The organism is Thiogranum sp., from assembly GCF_058323355.1.
In genome coordinates, this window is the sequence record NZ_JBTTIO010000013.1 from 1 (window position 1) to 15,741 (window position 15,741).

A 15,741-nucleotide genomic window follows, 5' to 3' on the forward strand; every position below is an offset into this window, starting at 1 on the left:
TAGCGATCAATGATCGAGGCCTGGCGTGCGCGCTCGGCCTTGGGTATACCCGCCTGGGACAGTACACGATCGACCGCCGAGTGATGAATGACGAGCTGGGCGGCAATGGTATGCGGGCCCCAGTGCTCGACAAAGTGATAACGAAGAATCTTCGCCTCGAGTGCCTTGCTGATCGTCAATGCTCATCTCCTTCAATGGGGTCGCAGAAAGTCACGTCTGAGGAAAGCATCGCATTCGCAGTGACAGACATGGCAGTAAATGGCTGTCTCCGTGCGATTGCACTCATCTTCGTGGTGACTTTCCCCGGTATTCAACGCCAATAGCAGTAGAACAAGGCCGATGATCCTAAGGGAACCCTGATGCGTTACTTTTTCTCGTTGACGTGCCCGGAAGCGACGCTGTCGGTCCGCATTGTTGTGCCGACCACGGCGCGTTGAACGGTAGCGTTTGGCTGCCCGCTGCAATGAGTCGGCACGGGCCTGATTAGCACAACCTCGTGTGCAGTAAACATGGCCGCGGTCACAGCGTCGACAGACAATGACCTGGCAGTGACAACGCGCACATTGAAACATCCGGGCACTGGGGTTCATCGGCCTTACAGGCCGATGAGGGTTGCGTTTTGACCTGTTCTGGTGAGACTATGAGCAGGCTGTGCGAAAGCACGGTTTGGGGCATAGCGTCGGTTTGACCGTCAAATCATGGCTGGCGCTATGCCTGTCTCTTCGGCTACGCCTTCCATACCGGTTTCCCGGCTCAATGTCATCTGATCATACTTGAATGGGCATCGCTCCATCGGCAGGGACGGCTGCCCTGAACGAACCGTTCAGGATGGAGTGATTTTCATTTCAGAGCGGAACAGCGGCAAATAACCGCGGGTTTCGAGCGGCACATACACCATTTCATCGATGCTGACAGGCAGTGTGGCGGTCACCTGCAGGATGCCTATATCGAAAACGGCGTGATCAGAATTCAGTGCATTGACGGGGTAAAGGTTGTGAAGCCCGGCGGCTGAATCGTGCCGCGTAAGTCGCGCGAGCCACAATGCCTCCTTCAAACCCCCCCGGAGATCAACTGCAAACTCCGGGGGGTTGGTTTGTTGTCATGAGCGGAGACAGTCTGTCAGACAGGATAGTGTCAGTTCCGTTCAGGCATGCTGGTCTGGATGTTGTTGGACAGATATCCCGGAACCCGGGTGGTGGGTGCTTACGGGTGTGTCGCATTCGCCAACCCCCTTGAGCTTACGGCCGACGGCAATGATCGCCTCGATTGCCGGCATGAGGTCGTGACCGGGACGCGTCAGGTGGTACTCGACGGAAGGCGGTGAGGTTGGCTTGACCTCCCTGGCGATGATGCCCTTGCTGGAAAGCTCCCGCAATCGCGTGGTTAGCACCTTGGCCGAAATGCCAGGGAGGTCGACACGCAGTTCATTAAACCTGCGCGGGCCGGCACTGAGGTACCAGATGATATTTGCGGTCCATGCGCCGCCTATAATTGACATGCACTGGGTTAGGGGGCATCTCGGAAGCGGGCTGCGATTTTTCCTTACTTTTAGTGACATCTGACACAGACTCCAGGACTGTTTCGAGGAAGTTAAAAGCTAACACGGATTACATCTGGTTACCAAGCGGTAACTCAATTCTCTGGTTTTCGGCGGATTGGAGGTTTCACCAGGTTACCTTCGGCGATAGTCTATTCCGGCGAAATGTTTACACAGCCCGGGACACATTCCGGGCAAACACTAAGGACAGGAGTGAAATTATGAAACTGTATTACAGTCCAGGTGCATGTTCTCTGGCGCCACATATCGTACTGCGTGAAACCGGTAGCGCGTTTGAGCTTGTCAAGGTTGATCTGGCGGCCCGGACTACCGAGACCGGTGATGATTTCTCATCGATCAACCCGAATGGCTACGTGCCCGTTCTTGAACTCGACAGCAAGGAGGTGCTTACCGAGGGTGTGGCGATCATGCAGTACATTGCAGATCGATTTCCTGAGAAACGTCTCGCACCGGAAAACGGCACCTTTGACAGGGCGCGGCTCCAGGAACGGCTCAATTTTATCACGACAGAGCTGCATAAGGCCTTCGTCCCGCTTTTCGACGGAAGCCCGGATGATGCGAAGCAACGCGCGATCAAGGCGATCGAACAGAAACTGGATTTCATCGACAAGCTTCTGGGAGAAAAGGAGTACCTTGTTGGCGAGGGGTTTTCGATTGCCGATGCATACCTGTTCGTGATTACCAGTTGGGCTGAACCAACCGGCATTGGTCTTGAGAAGTGGCCCAACATCAAGGAATTTTCGCGAAAGGTCGCAGAGCGCGAAAGCGTTCGGGGTGCGATGCAGGCGGAGGGGCTGTTAAATTGATCGCGTGTTCAGGTTTGTAGTCATCCGACTTCGTGGCTCGAAGGGGCTATGGTTTGCGCTATCTTCGGATGACTAGAATATGTGGCAACTGATGCCGTTGCCGTTTCACCGGCTGCCGTCCCACGAGCGGGATCGCAGCCGGTGAAGACACGGCAGGCGGACGCACCGGAGCAGCGTCAGGAACGCCGGGCAGGTGAGTTGGAAAAAATAATGCCCGACGCTTCCGGATTTGGGGCAGGGTGTAATGTTCCAGTCAAAATAAGGGGGTGAAACAGGGGGAGTGGTGTCTCAATGTTTATAGGTAAACGCTGGTCGATTCTTGCCGCTACCTGCGACCGACGTTCGGGGCTTGACATTACCGGGTCCAGGCATTCTCTACGTGGCAGAAAGACCGGTTGATCAGAGTTTTTATGAAAAAAGCGGTGGTGCTTACCGTTATCGGAGCGCCCTGTTTGGATATCGCAACGGAGTTCTCAAGATGGATTATTTGAGGTGTTTGTCGAAGAGAGAAAAAGAGGTTCTGTACTGGGTTACATTGGGGAAGACGAACAGGGAAATCGGGATGATACTTAATATCAGTCTTTATACGGTGAAGAATCACATTAAAAGTATTCTTACGGAGCTGGAGGCAACAAACCGGACGCATGCGGCGCAACGCGCAACAACGCTTGGCATTGAGCTTAAGGCGTCGGCTGAAAGCGAACCAGTGCGGGCACAGGAGTTTCGCGAAACAGTTCAACATGCGTAAAACATCGTCGCGTGTGTCGAGCCGTTGCGGGCGCAGATGTGCGCCCACGCTGGCGATCGATGGTTTTGCTAACTTAATGGAAAGGTGGAATGATGGAAATCAGTGTCTTCGGGATCTATAGAAAGCAACTGTTGTACGTAGTCTCATGTCTTCTGGCGTGGACGGGTGGCGCACTGCACATGGATGTGGCGGATGCGTCGACGGTTTCACGTTTTACCGGCCGGTTTGAATTCTACGACAACGAAGGTGCGTTGCAGTTCGAGGATCCCAATATTTCCGGAATTTTCGATATCCCCAACTCCGAGGGTTTTTTGAGAGTAGCATCGATTTTATGGGAAGCCCATGGCGGGCGGATCTGGTCGCAATATATCAATGGGATGGGATTCCAGGTAGTGGCATATCCGAAACGAAGGTGTTTTCCTGGTTGACAGAGACATGGCGGCTAAACGGAGAGACCGTGAGTTGCAAGATCGGCGGCACGCTTGATGGATGTGCCGACCTCCGTGCTTCGGGTGCTGAAAGAATTTCCAGCCAGGAGAATGCGTACACGTTCAGTCTGCAAGAGACCCAGTTTGCAGGTGTCGTGTTTATCGACTGGGCGGAGTACAAGGATATTGTCGTGCTTTCCGCGATGCAGGTTCTTGGCTTTGCAGACGATATTTTAACGGTCGGATCGATCGATACCGACATGGATGGCGTCCCCGGCTCGGCGCTGGTCGAGGCGCCGTTCGCCGGAAGCACGTGGTCATTCGACGGTCAGCAGGATTTTTCGGTTGTCCCCGTCCCCGCTGCAGTGTGGTTATTTGTTTCTGGCGGCCTGGGCATGGTTCTGTTCGCGGGGGAGGTGCGTGTTCGGAGGGACAGGAAGCCAGACCCTGAAGGTGCGCATCGTTTGCGTTGTGGGTTGCAGACGTAAACATAAATCTTAAGGATGTCACGACAAAACGCGGGTTTTCGTCCTTGGGCGGATGTTCCGCCTTACCGATAACGCGTTGTTCACAGGACCGGCTCGTGCGGGTAAGATACCGAGAAGCGTGTCGCCTGTTCAGTCGCCTCATACTGTGACCTGGCCCCAGCCATTTCTGCGGCAATGGCTGCTTTCAAACGGTGCATAAAACAGGTATTCGCCACAAAGGATATACCGGGTCAGATAGCAATAACCGCGATAGTACCCGTGAAAAAATCGGCCTTCCTGATAGCCACGCAATGGAATAACTGTCGCATCGACATCCAGAATGACCTCTTTGGGTGGAAGGTTCGCAGCAGAGGCTTCCGCAACAAAGAGCGGTTTGCCAATGCTATCTACTTTCATCTTGGTGGGTTGGATCTTTACCCCGAGGGTATAGTCAGATGATGTTTACCCACCCGATCAGGGGAAGAGTCTTTATTTGTTACCCAGTTGTGAGTGCGGCGCACCGGCCTCCTTGAGACGTTCCAGGTACGCTTTCCAGTTTTCCTCCATGTTTGCGCCCAGCCTGTACAGCGTTTCCCAGGCGTAGATACCGGTATTGTGGTCATCGTCAAAATGGATCTGGATGGCGTAGTTGCCGACCGGCTCGATGTGCTTGATGTTGACGTCTTCCTTGTCGACCTGCAGCACACCTTCGCCCGGGCCGTGTCCCTGTACTTCGGCGGAAGGTGAATGTACACGCAGGTATTCACAGCTCATGGTGAATTCGGCGCCGTCATCAAATTTTATTTCCAGTGTGCGGGACTTCTGGTGAAAGTTGATTTCGGTCGGGTGTGGATGTTTTTCAGCCATGTGCGGTGTTACCTCAAAAGCAGGATCAGAGAATATAGCGGCTCAGGTCTTCGTCCCGGGCCAGGTCGTCGAGTTGTTCATCAACATAGGTGCCGTCGACCGTCACCTGCTGACCGGATTTGTCAGCCGCTTCGTAGGAGATGGTTTCCAGCAGGCGCTCGATGACAGTATGCAGGCGGCGTGCGCCAATGTTTTCCGTGCGTTCGTTGATTTCCCAGGCCACCTTTGCGATACGCTCGATACCGTCGTCGGTGAAGGTCAGTGTCAGGCCCTCGGTTTTCATCAGTGCGGAATACTGCTCGGTCAGTGAAGCATCCGGTTCGGTCAGGATGCGTACAAACTCGGTAACGCCGAGCGCATCCAGCTCAACACGAATTGGCAGGCGGCCCTGCAGTTCCGGGATCAGGTCGGAGGGTTTGGACAGGTGGAAGGCGCCGGAGGCAATAAACAGGATATGATCGGTTTTGATCATGCCGTGCTTGGTGGTTACAGTGCTGCCCTCGACCAGCGGTAACAGGTCGCGCTGCACGCCTTCGCGAGACACGCCGGGGCTGCCGCCCTGATCGCTGCGCTGGGTGACCTTGTCGATTTCATCGATGAAGACGATACCGTTCTGCTCCACGCTTTCGCGAGCCTGCAGTTTCATGTCTTCTTCGTTGATCATGCGTGCAGCTTCTTCCTCGATCAGCACTTTCAGTGCATCGGCAACGCGCAGCTTGCGTGTCTTGGTGCGGCCGCCGCCGAGGTTCTGGAACATGCCCTGTAACTGGCTGGTCATCTCTTCCATGCCGGGCGGCGCCATGATCTCCACCCCGATTGGCGCGGCGGAAACCTCGATCTCGATTTCACGGTCATCGAGTTTGCCTTCACGCAGCATCTTGCGGAATTTCTGCCGCGTGTCACTGCCGTCGTCGTCTTCCGTTTCTGTGCCGAAGCCAACACTGCGCGGTTTGGGCAGCAGTACGTCGAGGATACGTTCCTCGGCAGCATCTTCCGCGCGGTGGCGTACCTTGGCCATTTCCGTTTCACGGGTCATTTTGATGGCAACTTCCATCAGGTCGCGGATAATGGACTCGACATCACGTCCCACGTAGCCGACTTCGGTAAACTTGGTGGCGTCCACCTTGATGAAGGGGGCATCGGCGAGCCGCGCCAGTCGCCGCGCGATCTCGGTTTTGCCAACACCGGTAGGGCCGATCATCAGAATATTCTTTGGCGTGATTTCGCTGCGCAGCGGTTCCTCGACCTGCTGGCGGCGCCAGCGGTTGCGCAGGGCGATGGCGACGGCGCGTTTGGCGTCGTCCTGGCCGATAATGTGTTTGTCCAGTTCCTGGACGATTTCGCGGGGGGTCATTTCAGACATGGTTTCACTATGTGCTCTGTTGCGGCGGAGTGCTGCTCAACACTCGAGTTCTTCCAGCGTGAGATTGTGATTGGTATAGACACAAATGCCGGCTGCAATGTTCAGTCCCTTTTCGACGATACTGCGCGCGTCGAGTTCTGTGGTTTCCAGCATGGCGCGTGCGGCAGCCTGTGCAAACGGTCCGCCGGAACCAATGGCCATCAGGCTGTCTTCCGGCTCGATCACATCACCGTTGCCGGTAATGATCAGCGAGGCCTCCTTGTCCGCCACCACCAGCAGGGCTTCGAGCCGGCGCAGCATGCGGTCGGTGCGCCAGTCCTTGGCCAGTTCGACGGCCGAGCGCGTCAGGTGGCCCTGGTGCTTTTCCAGCCTGGCCTCGAAGCGCTCGAACAGGGTGAAGGCGTCGGCGGTGCCGCCGGCAAAGCCTGCCAGTACCTTGCCGTGGTACAGGGTGCGTACCTTGCGTGCATTGCCTTTCATCACTGTGTTGCCCATGGATACCTGTCCGTCACCGCCAACGACCACGCGGCCGTTGCGTCGTACGGAAAGAATGGTTGTGCCTCGGTACTGTTCCACGCCGCATTCCTGAAATTGTCCAAAGTGGCCGGCGATTGTACACCAGACCCGTGCCGGGTTCAGGCTAAAACCCGGTAAAACCGCCGGTTAGCGGCGTAGTGAAAGCGATTTGCGGCAACTATTTTTTCCGTGCCCGTGGGTGTGCGGCGTCATAGACCTGTGCGAGGTGCTGGAAATCCAGATGGGTGTAGATCTGTGTAGTGCCAAGGTTGGCGTGGCCGAGCAGTTCCTGCACGGCGCGCAGATCGCCGCTGGATTCGAGGACGTGGGTGGCACAGGAGTGGCGCAGGGCGTGCGGGTGCAGGCAGCTTTCCAGCCCCTGTTTCAATGCCCAGCGTTTAAGCCGTTGCTGAACACTGCGTGGACTGACGCGGGTGCCGTTGCGGCTGATAAACAGGGCCGTTTCATTTTCGTCGGCGTGCAGGTTACGCAGCGGCAGCCAGCTGGCAACCGCGGCCTGTGCCTTGCGACCGACCGGTACGATGCGTGTTTTGCGGCCCTTGCCCAGCACCCGGGCTGTACCTCCGCCCGGCTCAATATCGTTGAGATCGAGACCGACCAGTTCCGCCAGTCGCAGTCCACCCGAATACATCAGTTCCATCATGGTCAGGTCGCGCTGTTCCAGCCAGTTTTCCGGTTTCACGTCCAGCAACCGTTGCAGGCGGTCAACGTCCAGGCTGTGGGGAAGTTTACGCGCTGATTTCGGTGCGCGGATATCCTGCGCCGGGTTGTGTTGCAGTATCCTGTGCTGAATCAGGAACTGGCAGAGGCCGCGCAGTGCCGAAAGTCGGCGCTGGATACTGCGCCCGCCCAGCCCCTTGCGGTGACACTCGCCACTCCAGAGGCGTACATGCTGGTTGTCCAGCTGGCGCCATTCGTCAATGGTGTTTTTGTCGCACCAGCTGACAGCGGCGCACAGGTCGCGCCGGTAGTTGCTCAGGGTGTGGGGTGACAGTTGGCGCTGTTCGCGCAGGTGCGCCAGGTAGCGTTCCAGCCAGTCGAGAGCCTCACGCTGCACGGCGTGTCAGCCAAGTCCTTTTTGTTTCAGCAGCGCCAGCAACAGTTCACCCAGGTGGGTGAGGAACAGCGTTCCCATGCTATCGCTGAAACGATTGGCGTCACGGCTGCCGATAGCCAGCAGCCCGGCCCGGGCCTGATGACCGAGGGGTATGACGGCGGTGGATTTGATTACCCGGGCCTGCTCCCGGAACAGGAATCCGGTTTGTTCAGTACCCAGTCTTCCGCACAGTGGCCTGCTTTCCTGGAAAGCAGGTGTGAACAGGGCTTTCAGATCTTCGTCAGCGTCCAGTTGCAGAACACCGCTTTCACGCTGCTGGCTGTCGTCGATGCCGGTCAGAAACAGACTCACAGCATCGGCATTGAACTCGTTGCGCAGGCGATCTTCAAGGGTGTCGGTCAGGGCTGTGGCAGTATCGGTGGCGAGCAGATCCAGCGTCATGCGGTGGACACGATCACTGAGGCGGTCATTGACGCGCGCGACATCCACCAGTTCCCGCAGCCTGGATTTCAGGTCTTCGTTTTGTTCACGCAGTACCTGGACCTGGCGTTCGATCAGCGAAACCGCGCTGCCGCTGGCATGGGACAAGCGCAGTTCGGCAACAAGATCCGGCTGGTTTTCAAAAAAATCGGGGTGGTTGGCCAGGTATCTGGCGACCTGTTCGGCATCGGGTTCCTGTGCCGTTGCAGGGGTGGCATTGGCCTGGGATGTCATAATGTTATTCTGCCCTCGAAAACAAAGGTGGCCGGCCCCGTCATCAGCACCGGCTGGTTTCCACCCGCCCAGCTTACCACAAGATTTCCGCCGCGCAGCTGGACTTCAACGCGTTCATCCAGTTCGTTCCACAGGCGCCCGGCGACAACAGCCGCGCAGGCGCCCGATCCGCAGGCGAGGGTTTCACCAACACCGCGTTCATAGACGCGCAGGCGAATATGCCCGCGGTCGACAATTTCCATGAAGCCTGCGTTGACGCGATTGGGGAAGCGGGGGTGTGATTCGATCAGTGGCCCGAGCCGGGCGACATGAGCGGAATCGAGGTGTGGCACCTGCAGCACGGCATGTGGATTGCCCAGTGACAGCGCGCCGATTTCCAGCGTTTCACCTTCGACCGACAGTGCATACTGCGGTGCGCGTACCAGTGCCTCGAAGGGGATGTCGGCAGGTTCGAGTACCGGTACACCCATGTTCACTGTGACCTGGTCGTCATCGCCGACGAGCAATTCGATCAACCCGGCACGGGTATCGACCGGGATGCGGTCAGCATCTGTCAGGCCCATTTTGCGTACGAAGCGCGCAAAACAACGCGCGCCATTGCCGCACTGTTCCACTTCGCCACCATCGGCGTTGAAAATACGGTAGCGGAACGCGGCATCGGGCCGGTCGGAAGCCTCCACCAGCAGAATCTGGTCACAACCCACGCCATGGCGGCGATCAGCAAGAAAGCGCAACTGGTGGGTGTCGAGCTGTAGTGGCTGATGGATGGCGTCGATGACGACAAAATCATTACCGAGGCCGTGCATTTTGGTGAACTTCAGTTCCATTCGGCTCAGGGTACGGGTCGGGCGGGGATTTGCAAGTGAGGCGATGGCGGCAGAGAATTTGTCACATGAACTGTGAAGCCATGCCACAGACGCCTGACGTGCTCAGCGTACAACAGCCCGGTATTGACGCCTTGCAGGCCCTGTTGGGCGAATATGGTCTGCAATGTGAAAGAGTGGCAGCCGACAGTGCCATTCCCGGCAGCTTCTGGGGCGATAGCGAGGCCGGCCTGGTCGGGAATAAATTGTTGCTACGCGATGACACACCGGTGCACTCCGCTCTCCACGAGGCCTGCCACTTCATCTGTATGACGCCGGAACGGCGTGCGGGCCTGCATACCGATGCGGGCGGCGATTACGATGAAGAGAATGCAGTGTGTTATCTGCAGATCCTGCTTGCTGACCGATTACCGGGTGTTGGTCGTGACAGGTTAATGGCAGATATGGATGCCTGGGGATACACCTTTCGACTGGGATCGGCGAAAGCCTGGTTTGAGCGGGATGCCGGGGATGCGAGGGCCTGGCTGCTGGAAAAAGGGATTATTGATGGTGCGGGAAAGCCGAGTGGCCGGGTGCGCTGTTAACAAAATGAACGGGTCGCGATTTCATTCGTTATGCATGCATGAGATTATAGCTGTATGTTGAGGAAAACACTCCGCCAGGGCAGCGAAGAGAACCGTCTCATTAGACTGGTGTTGGTCTTCGTCCTGGTGTTCGCCGCGGCGCATGTTGCTCTGCATGATCTTGATGTGAGCGGTGGAGGCCTGGGTGGACACGGCGAATGCCAGGTCTGCCGTCTCAGCCATGTGCCAGTGGCCTCTTTGGACGTACCTTCCTTACTTGCTCCGCTGAAGCTATTGGCGTATGTGCTTCCTGCTACAGATACTGAATACCAACTATCACTCCAGTTCCACACCCTGTGGGCGCGTGCGCCACCCCTGTTCTGATCAATCTCTTTACGAACGACCGACGACTAAACCACGTGGCGTACTGCTGCATGGCGTCGACTGCAATGTATCGCTGATAAATCAGAACAGGAGTCCACTATGGGGCATTGTTACTTTCGTATTAAACGGGTAGCCGCCGTTATTGGTATATTGCTGCTCAATCCCGGGGCGGCGTTTGCCGAGGAAGAGACCGAGGCCTTGCGCCGGCAATTAACAGAAATCAAGCAGCAAATGCAGCGCTTGCAACAAACCTGTGAACGACAGATCAATGCGCTGGAACAGCGTCTGGATGGGCTGGAATCAAAATCAGATAAAAGTGTTACGGTGGCTGTTTCCCCTGCCATACCCACACCATCCACGGCAAGTAATAGCGGCTTCCAGATCGGCCTGTCCGGCCTGTTTGCAGCGGGTGGTTCCAGTGTCGATACCGACGCGCCGGGAGGTTTGCAAGGCGGCGCTCACGATCCCAACCAGAACGGTTTTACGGTGCAGAACGTGGAGTTGTCTATTGCTGGCACGGTGGACCCTTACTTTGATGCCGAGGCCCATATCATTTTTCAGATCGATGCCGATGGCGAAACGGTGGTGGAACTGGAAGAAGTTTTTTTTACCACCCGTAGCTTGCCGTGGGGCCTGCAAGTCAAGGGGGGGCAGTATTTCACCGAGTTTGGCCGTCAGAACGCTCAACATCCTCACACCTGGGCCTTCGTGGATCAGCCCGTGGTGTTGTCACGCTTCTTCGGTGGTGATGGCCTGCGCAGCCAGGGTGTGCGTGCTTCCTGGCTGATGCCGACGGACTGGTACTCGGAACTCTATTTTGGCATTCAGAACCCGAAGGGAGAAACGGTGACCAGTTTCCTGAATGCGCCGGGGGAAGACATCGGTGGCCATACCCTGATTGACAGGGATGCACGCAATGTTGGCGACTTGCTCTATACGGCGCGCTGGCTCAATGGCTTCGATCTGTCAGATACGGTCAGCATGAACCTCGGCGTCTCCGGACTGTGGGGCCCCAACGCCAGTGGCATGACGACGGATACCAATATCTATGGCGCGGATCTGTATCTGAAATGGCAACCCGTCTACAGCCAGCGCGGTTTTCCTTTCGTCTCCTGGCATACAGAGATATTGAGGCGCCGCTACGAAGCGGGTGATCCGGGCGATCCCGGCCGTGAAACCCTCAAGGACCGGGGGCTGTTTACCCAGGCATTGTGGGGGTTCAAGCCTCGTTGGATCGCAGGGCTACGTGCCGAATACGCCACTGCGGATGGCAATACCTCAACCGACCCGCTTCGTGATACGCGTAAGCGGCTGTCCCCCAGCCTGACCTGGTATCCCACGGAATACAGCAAAGTGCGTTTGCAATACAATCGCGACTGGATACAACACTTGCCCGCTAAAACTGCTGATTCCCTTTGGCTCCAGTTTGAATTCAACCTCGGCAGCCATGCTGCCCACGTTTTTTAGGGGGGCAGTATGAAAAAATTATCCGGAATCTTGTTCGGGCTGTTGTTGTTGATGACCTCCCTGACCAGTCACGCGGTGTTACGGGTCGTCACGACCACACAGGATCTGGCGGCCATTGCCGAAGTGGTGGGCGGCGAACAGGTGCAGGTACAGAGCCTGACACCTGGCACTCGCGACCCGCATTTTGCTGCTGCTAAACCCAGTATGATCCGCAAGGTTTCTCGTGCCGATCTGCTGCTGGTGATCGGTGCCGACCTGGAGATCGGCTGGCTGCCGCCGCTGCTGCAATCGGCGCGTAATGCCCAGGTGCAGCCTGGCAACCCCGGCTATCTGGACCTCTCCAGTGTGGTTCCATTGCTGGGTAAGATCAGCGGCCCGGTGTCACGCGCCATGGGTGACGTGCATGCCAGAGGCAATCCGCACTACTGGCTGGATCCACGTAACGGGGTGCGTATGGCGCAGGCCATCGCCACCCGATTGGGTGAGCTGGACCCCGTACACAAGGACGATTATCAGCACCGGTTCAAGGTCTTTGTGAAAATGATGGACAGCAAGCTAACGGCCTGGCGCGCCGGCCTGGCACAACTCAAAGGCAAGCCGGTCATCGCCTATCACAAGTCGTTTATTTATCTGGCGGATGCTTTCGGGTTTCGTGTCGTCGATGAAGTTGAACCCAGGCCTGGTATTGCTCCCAGCGCCGCCACCCTGGGCACACTGGTGGCACGCATTAAGGCCGAGCACATCGGCCTGCTCATCATGGAACCCTATTACGAGCGCCGCTCGGCAAGCTATCTGAACGAGCAGACGGGTATTCGTGTGGCGGTATTGCCCCAATCGGTCGGGTCGCAACCCGATATTCATACCTATTTCGATTTGTTTGACGCCATCGTGGTGGCGCTGAACAACACGGGAGGAAAGTAACATGGAGCCCTGGTTGATTCTGTTGCCAGCGTTTGTCATGAGCGCCTTGATGATCCTGACCCACACCTATCTGGGTCTGCATGTACTCGCGCGCGGCATTATATTCGTGGATCTGGCACTGGCCCAGATGGCAGCCCTGGGTATGAGCTTCGCCTTTTTGTTCGGGGTGGAACCACATGGTTTGACCGCACAGCTTTATGCCTTTGGTGCGACCTTGACCGCCGCCTTTGCCTTTGCCGGTCTACGTCGCATCCCGGGCAAAACGACACGTGAGGTCATCATCGGCTGCGTCTATGTGGTAGCCACCGCCCTGTCCATCGTCATCCTCAGCCGTTCCTCACAAGGCATGGAAGAACTCAAGTCCCTGTTCAATGGCAACATACTGTGGGTGCGCTGGCAGGAGATCGCGGTGGTGGCTGTGGTGACTGCGTTGCTTGCCTTGCTGCACCTGGTTTACCGCAAGCGCTTTTATGGCCTGTCGTTTAGAGCGGAAGATACGCGGCACCCTGGCTTCCTGTGGGAATTCCTGTTCTTCGCATCGTTTGCGGTCGTGATTACCCTCGCGGTCAACTTCGCCGGGGTGTTGCTGGTATTTGCCTTTCTGATCATACCAGCGTTCAGCGCATCATTAATGGTCTATTCATTCGTGGGTCGCCTGCTCGTGGGATGGGGTCTGGGCCTGCTCGGTGCAGTTGCCGGGTTGTGGCTATCCTTTGCGGCCGATCTGCCTGTTGGTGCAACCGTGGTATCAATAGTCGGGCTGCTGCCCTTCGTGGCAGTTGGTCTAAAAGCGCTGCGATGAATTGATTCGTTCTCCATCCCTTACAGATCCGGTATCAACTCATCATCAAACAACTGCTCGATGCTTTCCCGCTGGCGAACCAGATAAGCCTTGTCACCATCGACAAGAATTTCCGCCGGCCGTGGGCGGCTGTTGTAGTTGGAAGCCATGGTAAACCCATAGGCACCTGCAGAGCGCACGGCCAGCCGGTCGCCCTGTGCAAGTGTCAGTTCGCGATCCTTGCCGAGGAAGTCGCCGGTTTCACAAACGGGTCCAACGATATCCCAGCGCTTCGCCTCGCCGTCGTGTGGTATCACCGGCACGATATCCTGCCAGGCCTGGTACAGCGCCGGGCGCAACAGGTCATTCATGGCGGCATCGACAATGGCGAAGTTGTGCGCGGCGGTTTCCTTGAGATATTGCAACCCGGTCACCAGGATGCCGGCATTCGCAGCAATGGCACGACCGGGTTCGATGAGTACTTCCTTGTCGCAGCCAGCCAGCCGGGCCATCAGTGGCCGTACGTATTGTTCCGGCAGCGGCGGGTGTTCGTCACGGTAACGTACACCCAGTCCGCCGCCCAGATCCAGGTGGTGGATCGGGATGCCGTCTGACTCGATGTGATCGACCAGTTCCAGCACACGGTCCAGCGCATCCACGAACGGTGCAATTTCCGTGAGCTGTGAACCGATGTGGCAATCGATGCCGCAGACGTCGAGATGCGGACTGTCGGCAGCCTGCCGGTATGCATCGCGCGCAGCGTTTACCTCGATACCAAACTTGTTTTCCTTGAGGCCGGTGGAGATGTAAGGGTGGGTGTGGGCATCCACGTCCGGATTGACGCGCAACGATACGGGGGCACAAACCCCGTGTGCCGCAGCGACGTCATTCAGGCGTACAAGTTCGGCTGTAGATTCAACATTAAAACAGTGGATACCGGTTTCCAGCGCAGTTTCCATTTCCGCGACGGTTTTCCCCACACCGGAAAAAACGATCCGGGCCGGGTCACCGCCGGCTTTCAGTACGCGCGCCAGTTCTCCGCCGGATACGATGTCGAAACCGGAGCCGAGTCTGGCCAGCAGCGCCAGCACCGCCAGATTGGAGTTGGCCTTGACGGCATAACAGACCCGGTGCGGATGGTCGCCCAGCGCCTCGTCAAAGGCGTTCCAGTGCCTTTCAAGCGTAGCACGGGAGTAGATATACAGCGGTGTGCCGTACTGGTCGGCCAGTGTGGCGACATCGACCTGTTCGGCGCACAGGCGGCCGTTGCGGTAATCGAAATAATCCATACAGGTTACTTTTGGGTGTCGTCGCCGGTTTCGGCTTGTTCCGGCAGGTAAAGGCCGCCTTTCTGCCCGCAGGATGACAGCATGGCGCCGGCGCCGGCAATGCCGATGACCAGCCAGAGGAGGTAGCTTGCCCAGCAAGGTTTCATATCGATAATCCCCGGGTAACAGGCCGGCAGTATACGAAGCCGGCGGCAAAAGCCCAAGTCGAACCTGCGCCGGGTTACGGGTAACATGGGCCGGAACAGTCAACACGGGAACAACCATGCTGGAAATGCTGGAGATTGAACCACCGGGTGAAGCGAAGGGCACAGTGATATGGCTGCACGGACTGGGTGCCGACGGTAATGATTTCGAGCCACTGGCGCGCGAATGGGGGCTGTCAGACAGCCTGGGTATTCGCTTTGTTTTGCCACATGCGCCACACCAGCCTGTAACGCTGAATGGCGGCATGGTGATGCGTGCCTGGTACGACATCTACGACATGTCTTTCAACAAGGGAGAGGATGTTGAAGGGATCGAGCGTGCGCGGCAGCACGTGTTGTCACTGATTGAACGTGAAGTGGAACGAGGTGTTCCCACAGAGCGTATACTGCTGGCGGGCTTTTCCCAGGGTGCGGCTGTGGTATTGCATACGGCATTGCGCAGGGTGGAGCCACTTGCCGGTGTACTGGCCCTGTCAGGCTATTTGCCGCGTCCCGAAATGCTGGCGGCTGAAAAACGGGCAGACCCGGCACAGCTGGTTATCCGCATCGACCACGGCGAGCAGGACCACATTGTGCCGTTTGCCGCTGCTGAAAGAACGCGTGCTGCGCTGGAAGCAGTGGGTTATACGGTAGAATTCCATGCCTGGCCCATGCAGCACAGCCTGTGCCCGCCGCAGGTGCAAAGTCTTCGCGACTGGATTGCAGTACGGCTGGGTTGATTCAAATCAAGGCCGGTTACGTCACTCTCCGGGAGAATGGCACAC

The 15,741-nt window shown here is 57.2% G+C and carries 20 protein-coding genes; 10 read left to right on the forward strand and 10 right to left on the reverse strand.

Annotated features, from left to right (window positions below; translation table 11 throughout):
• Nucleotides 1–931 precede the first annotated feature (931 nt).
• Nucleotides 932–1,012 carry a hypothetical protein gene (locus tag ACW81B_RS02440; RefSeq protein ID WP_491578650.1) on the forward strand — a complete coding sequence of 27 codons (81 nt, stop codon included), beginning with the start codon at nt 932–934 and terminating at the stop codon, nt 1,010–1,012.
• A 132-nt stretch (nt 1,013–1,144) separates the two neighbouring features.
• On the opposite strand, the gene ACW81B_RS02445 is transcribed toward ACW81B_RS02440, so the two are convergent.
• A complete protein-coding gene (locus tag ACW81B_RS02445; protein ID WP_491578615.1) occupies nt 1,145–1,498 on the reverse strand; it encodes a winged helix-turn-helix transcriptional regulator in 354 nt (117 codons plus the stop codon).
• Nucleotides 1,499–1,758: 260 nt separating this feature from the next.
• Here ACW81B_RS02445 and gstA point away from each other — a divergent pair, with 260 nt between their 5' ends.
• The 4 genes from gstA (at nt 1,759) to ACW81B_RS02465 (ending at nt 4,028) form a co-directional block, all read left to right on the forward strand.
• On the forward strand, nt 1,759–2,364 hold the full coding sequence (gene gstA, locus ACW81B_RS02450; protein ID WP_491578616.1) for a glutathione transferase GstA: 606 nt from the start codon (nt 1,759–1,761) through the stop codon (nt 2,362–2,364).
• A gap of 379 nt (nt 2,365–2,743) precedes the next feature.
• Nucleotides 2,744–3,112 carry a response regulator transcription factor gene (locus tag ACW81B_RS02455; protein ID WP_491578617.1) on the forward strand — a complete coding sequence of 123 codons (369 nt, stop codon included), beginning with the start codon at nt 2,744–2,746 and terminating at the stop codon, nt 3,110–3,112.
• Nucleotides 3,113–3,201: 89 nt separating this feature from the next.
• Nucleotides 3,202–3,540 carry a hypothetical protein gene (locus tag ACW81B_RS02460; protein WP_491578618.1) on the forward strand — a complete coding sequence of 113 codons (339 nt, stop codon included), beginning with the start codon at nt 3,202–3,204 and terminating at the stop codon, nt 3,538–3,540.
• A gap of 29 nt (nt 3,541–3,569) precedes the next feature.
• Nucleotides 3,570–4,028, forward strand: a complete 459-nt coding sequence (locus tag ACW81B_RS02465; protein ID WP_491578619.1) for a hypothetical protein — start codon at nt 3,570–3,572, stop codon at nt 4,026–4,028.
• A 138-nt stretch (nt 4,029–4,166) separates the two neighbouring features.
• On the opposite strand, the gene ACW81B_RS02470 is transcribed toward ACW81B_RS02465, so the two are convergent.
• The 7 genes from ACW81B_RS02470 to dapF form a co-directional block, all read right to left on the reverse strand.
• A complete protein-coding gene (locus ACW81B_RS02470) occupies nt 4,167–4,424 on the reverse strand; it encodes a transposase (protein WP_491578620.1) in 258 nt (85 codons plus the stop codon).
• A gap of 72 nt (nt 4,425–4,496) precedes the next feature.
• A complete protein-coding gene (locus ACW81B_RS02475; RefSeq protein WP_491578621.1) occupies nt 4,497–4,874 on the reverse strand; it encodes a gamma-butyrobetaine hydroxylase family protein in 378 nt (125 codons plus the stop codon).
• Between the two features lie 25 nt (nt 4,875–4,899).
• Nucleotides 4,900–6,237 carry an ATP-dependent protease ATPase subunit HslU gene (hslU, locus tag ACW81B_RS02480; RefSeq protein WP_491578622.1) on the reverse strand — a complete coding sequence of 446 codons (1,338 nt, stop codon included), beginning with the start codon at nt 6,235–6,237 and terminating at the stop codon, nt 4,900–4,902.
• Between the two features lie 36 nt (nt 6,238–6,273).
• Nucleotides 6,274–6,813, reverse strand: a complete 540-nt coding sequence (gene hslV, locus ACW81B_RS02485; RefSeq protein ID WP_491578623.1) for an ATP-dependent protease subunit HslV — start codon at nt 6,811–6,813, stop codon at nt 6,274–6,276.
• Between the two features lie 118 nt (nt 6,814–6,931).
• Nucleotides 6,932–7,831 carry a tyrosine recombinase XerC gene (gene xerC, locus ACW81B_RS02490; RefSeq protein WP_491578624.1) on the reverse strand — a complete coding sequence of 300 codons (900 nt, stop codon included), beginning with the start codon at nt 7,829–7,831 and terminating at the stop codon, nt 6,932–6,934.
• A 6-nt stretch (nt 7,832–7,837) separates the two neighbouring features.
• The gene (locus ACW81B_RS02495) at nt 7,838–8,545 is read right to left on the reverse strand and encodes a DUF484 family protein (protein WP_491578625.1); all 708 of its coding nucleotides are present in this window, start codon (nt 8,543–8,545) and stop codon (nt 7,838–7,840) included.
• The gene (gene dapF, locus ACW81B_RS02500) at nt 8,542–9,372 is read right to left on the reverse strand and encodes a diaminopimelate epimerase (RefSeq protein ID WP_491578626.1); all 831 of its coding nucleotides are present in this window, start codon (nt 9,370–9,372) and stop codon (nt 8,542–8,544) included. Before dapF ends, ACW81B_RS02495 begins: the two co-directional genes overlap by 4 nt.
• A gap of 65 nt (nt 9,373–9,437) precedes the next feature.
• On the opposite strand from dapF, the gene ACW81B_RS02505 reads away from it, so the two are divergent.
• The 4 genes from ACW81B_RS02505 to ACW81B_RS02520 all read left to right on the forward strand — a co-directional run bounded on the left by ACW81B_RS02505 (nt 9,438) and on the right by ACW81B_RS02520 (nt 13,506).
• Entirely contained in the window at nt 9,438–9,953 is a 516-nt protein-coding gene (locus tag ACW81B_RS02505) for a hypothetical protein (protein ID WP_491578627.1), read from the forward strand.
• Between the two features lie 462 nt (nt 9,954–10,415).
• Nucleotides 10,416–11,783 (forward strand): hypothetical protein, encoded by a 1,368-nt coding sequence (locus ACW81B_RS02510; RefSeq protein WP_491578628.1) that lies wholly within the window; start codon nt 10,416–10,418, stop codon nt 11,781–11,783.
• A gap of 9 nt (nt 11,784–11,792) precedes the next feature.
• A complete protein-coding gene (locus ACW81B_RS02515; protein ID WP_491578629.1) occupies nt 11,793–12,704 on the forward strand; it encodes a metal ABC transporter substrate-binding protein in 912 nt (303 codons plus the stop codon).
• 1 nt (nt 12,705) lies between these two features.
• Entirely contained in the window at nt 12,706–13,506 is an 801-nt protein-coding gene (locus ACW81B_RS02520) for a metal ABC transporter permease (protein WP_491578630.1), read from the forward strand.
• 20 nt (nt 13,507–13,526) lie between these two features.
• On the opposite strand, the gene lysA is transcribed toward ACW81B_RS02520, so the two are convergent.
• Both lysA and lptM read right to left on the reverse strand, forming a co-directional pair.
• Nucleotides 13,527–14,774 (reverse strand): diaminopimelate decarboxylase, encoded by a 1,248-nt coding sequence (gene lysA, locus ACW81B_RS02525; protein ID WP_491578631.1) that lies wholly within the window; start codon nt 14,772–14,774, stop codon nt 13,527–13,529.
• Nucleotides 14,775–14,779: 5 nt separating this feature from the next.
• Nucleotides 14,780–14,920: an LPS translocon maturation chaperone LptM gene (lptM, locus tag ACW81B_RS02530; RefSeq protein WP_491578632.1), complete on the reverse strand. Its 141-nt coding sequence runs from the start codon at nt 14,918–14,920 to the stop codon at nt 14,780–14,782.
• Nucleotides 14,921–15,036: 116 nt separating this feature from the next.
• Here lptM and ACW81B_RS02535 point away from each other — a divergent pair, with 116 nt between their 5' ends.
• A complete protein-coding gene (locus ACW81B_RS02535) occupies nt 15,037–15,696 on the forward strand; it encodes an alpha/beta hydrolase (protein WP_491578633.1) in 660 nt (219 codons plus the stop codon).
• Nucleotides 15,697–15,741: the final 45 nt, after the last annotated feature.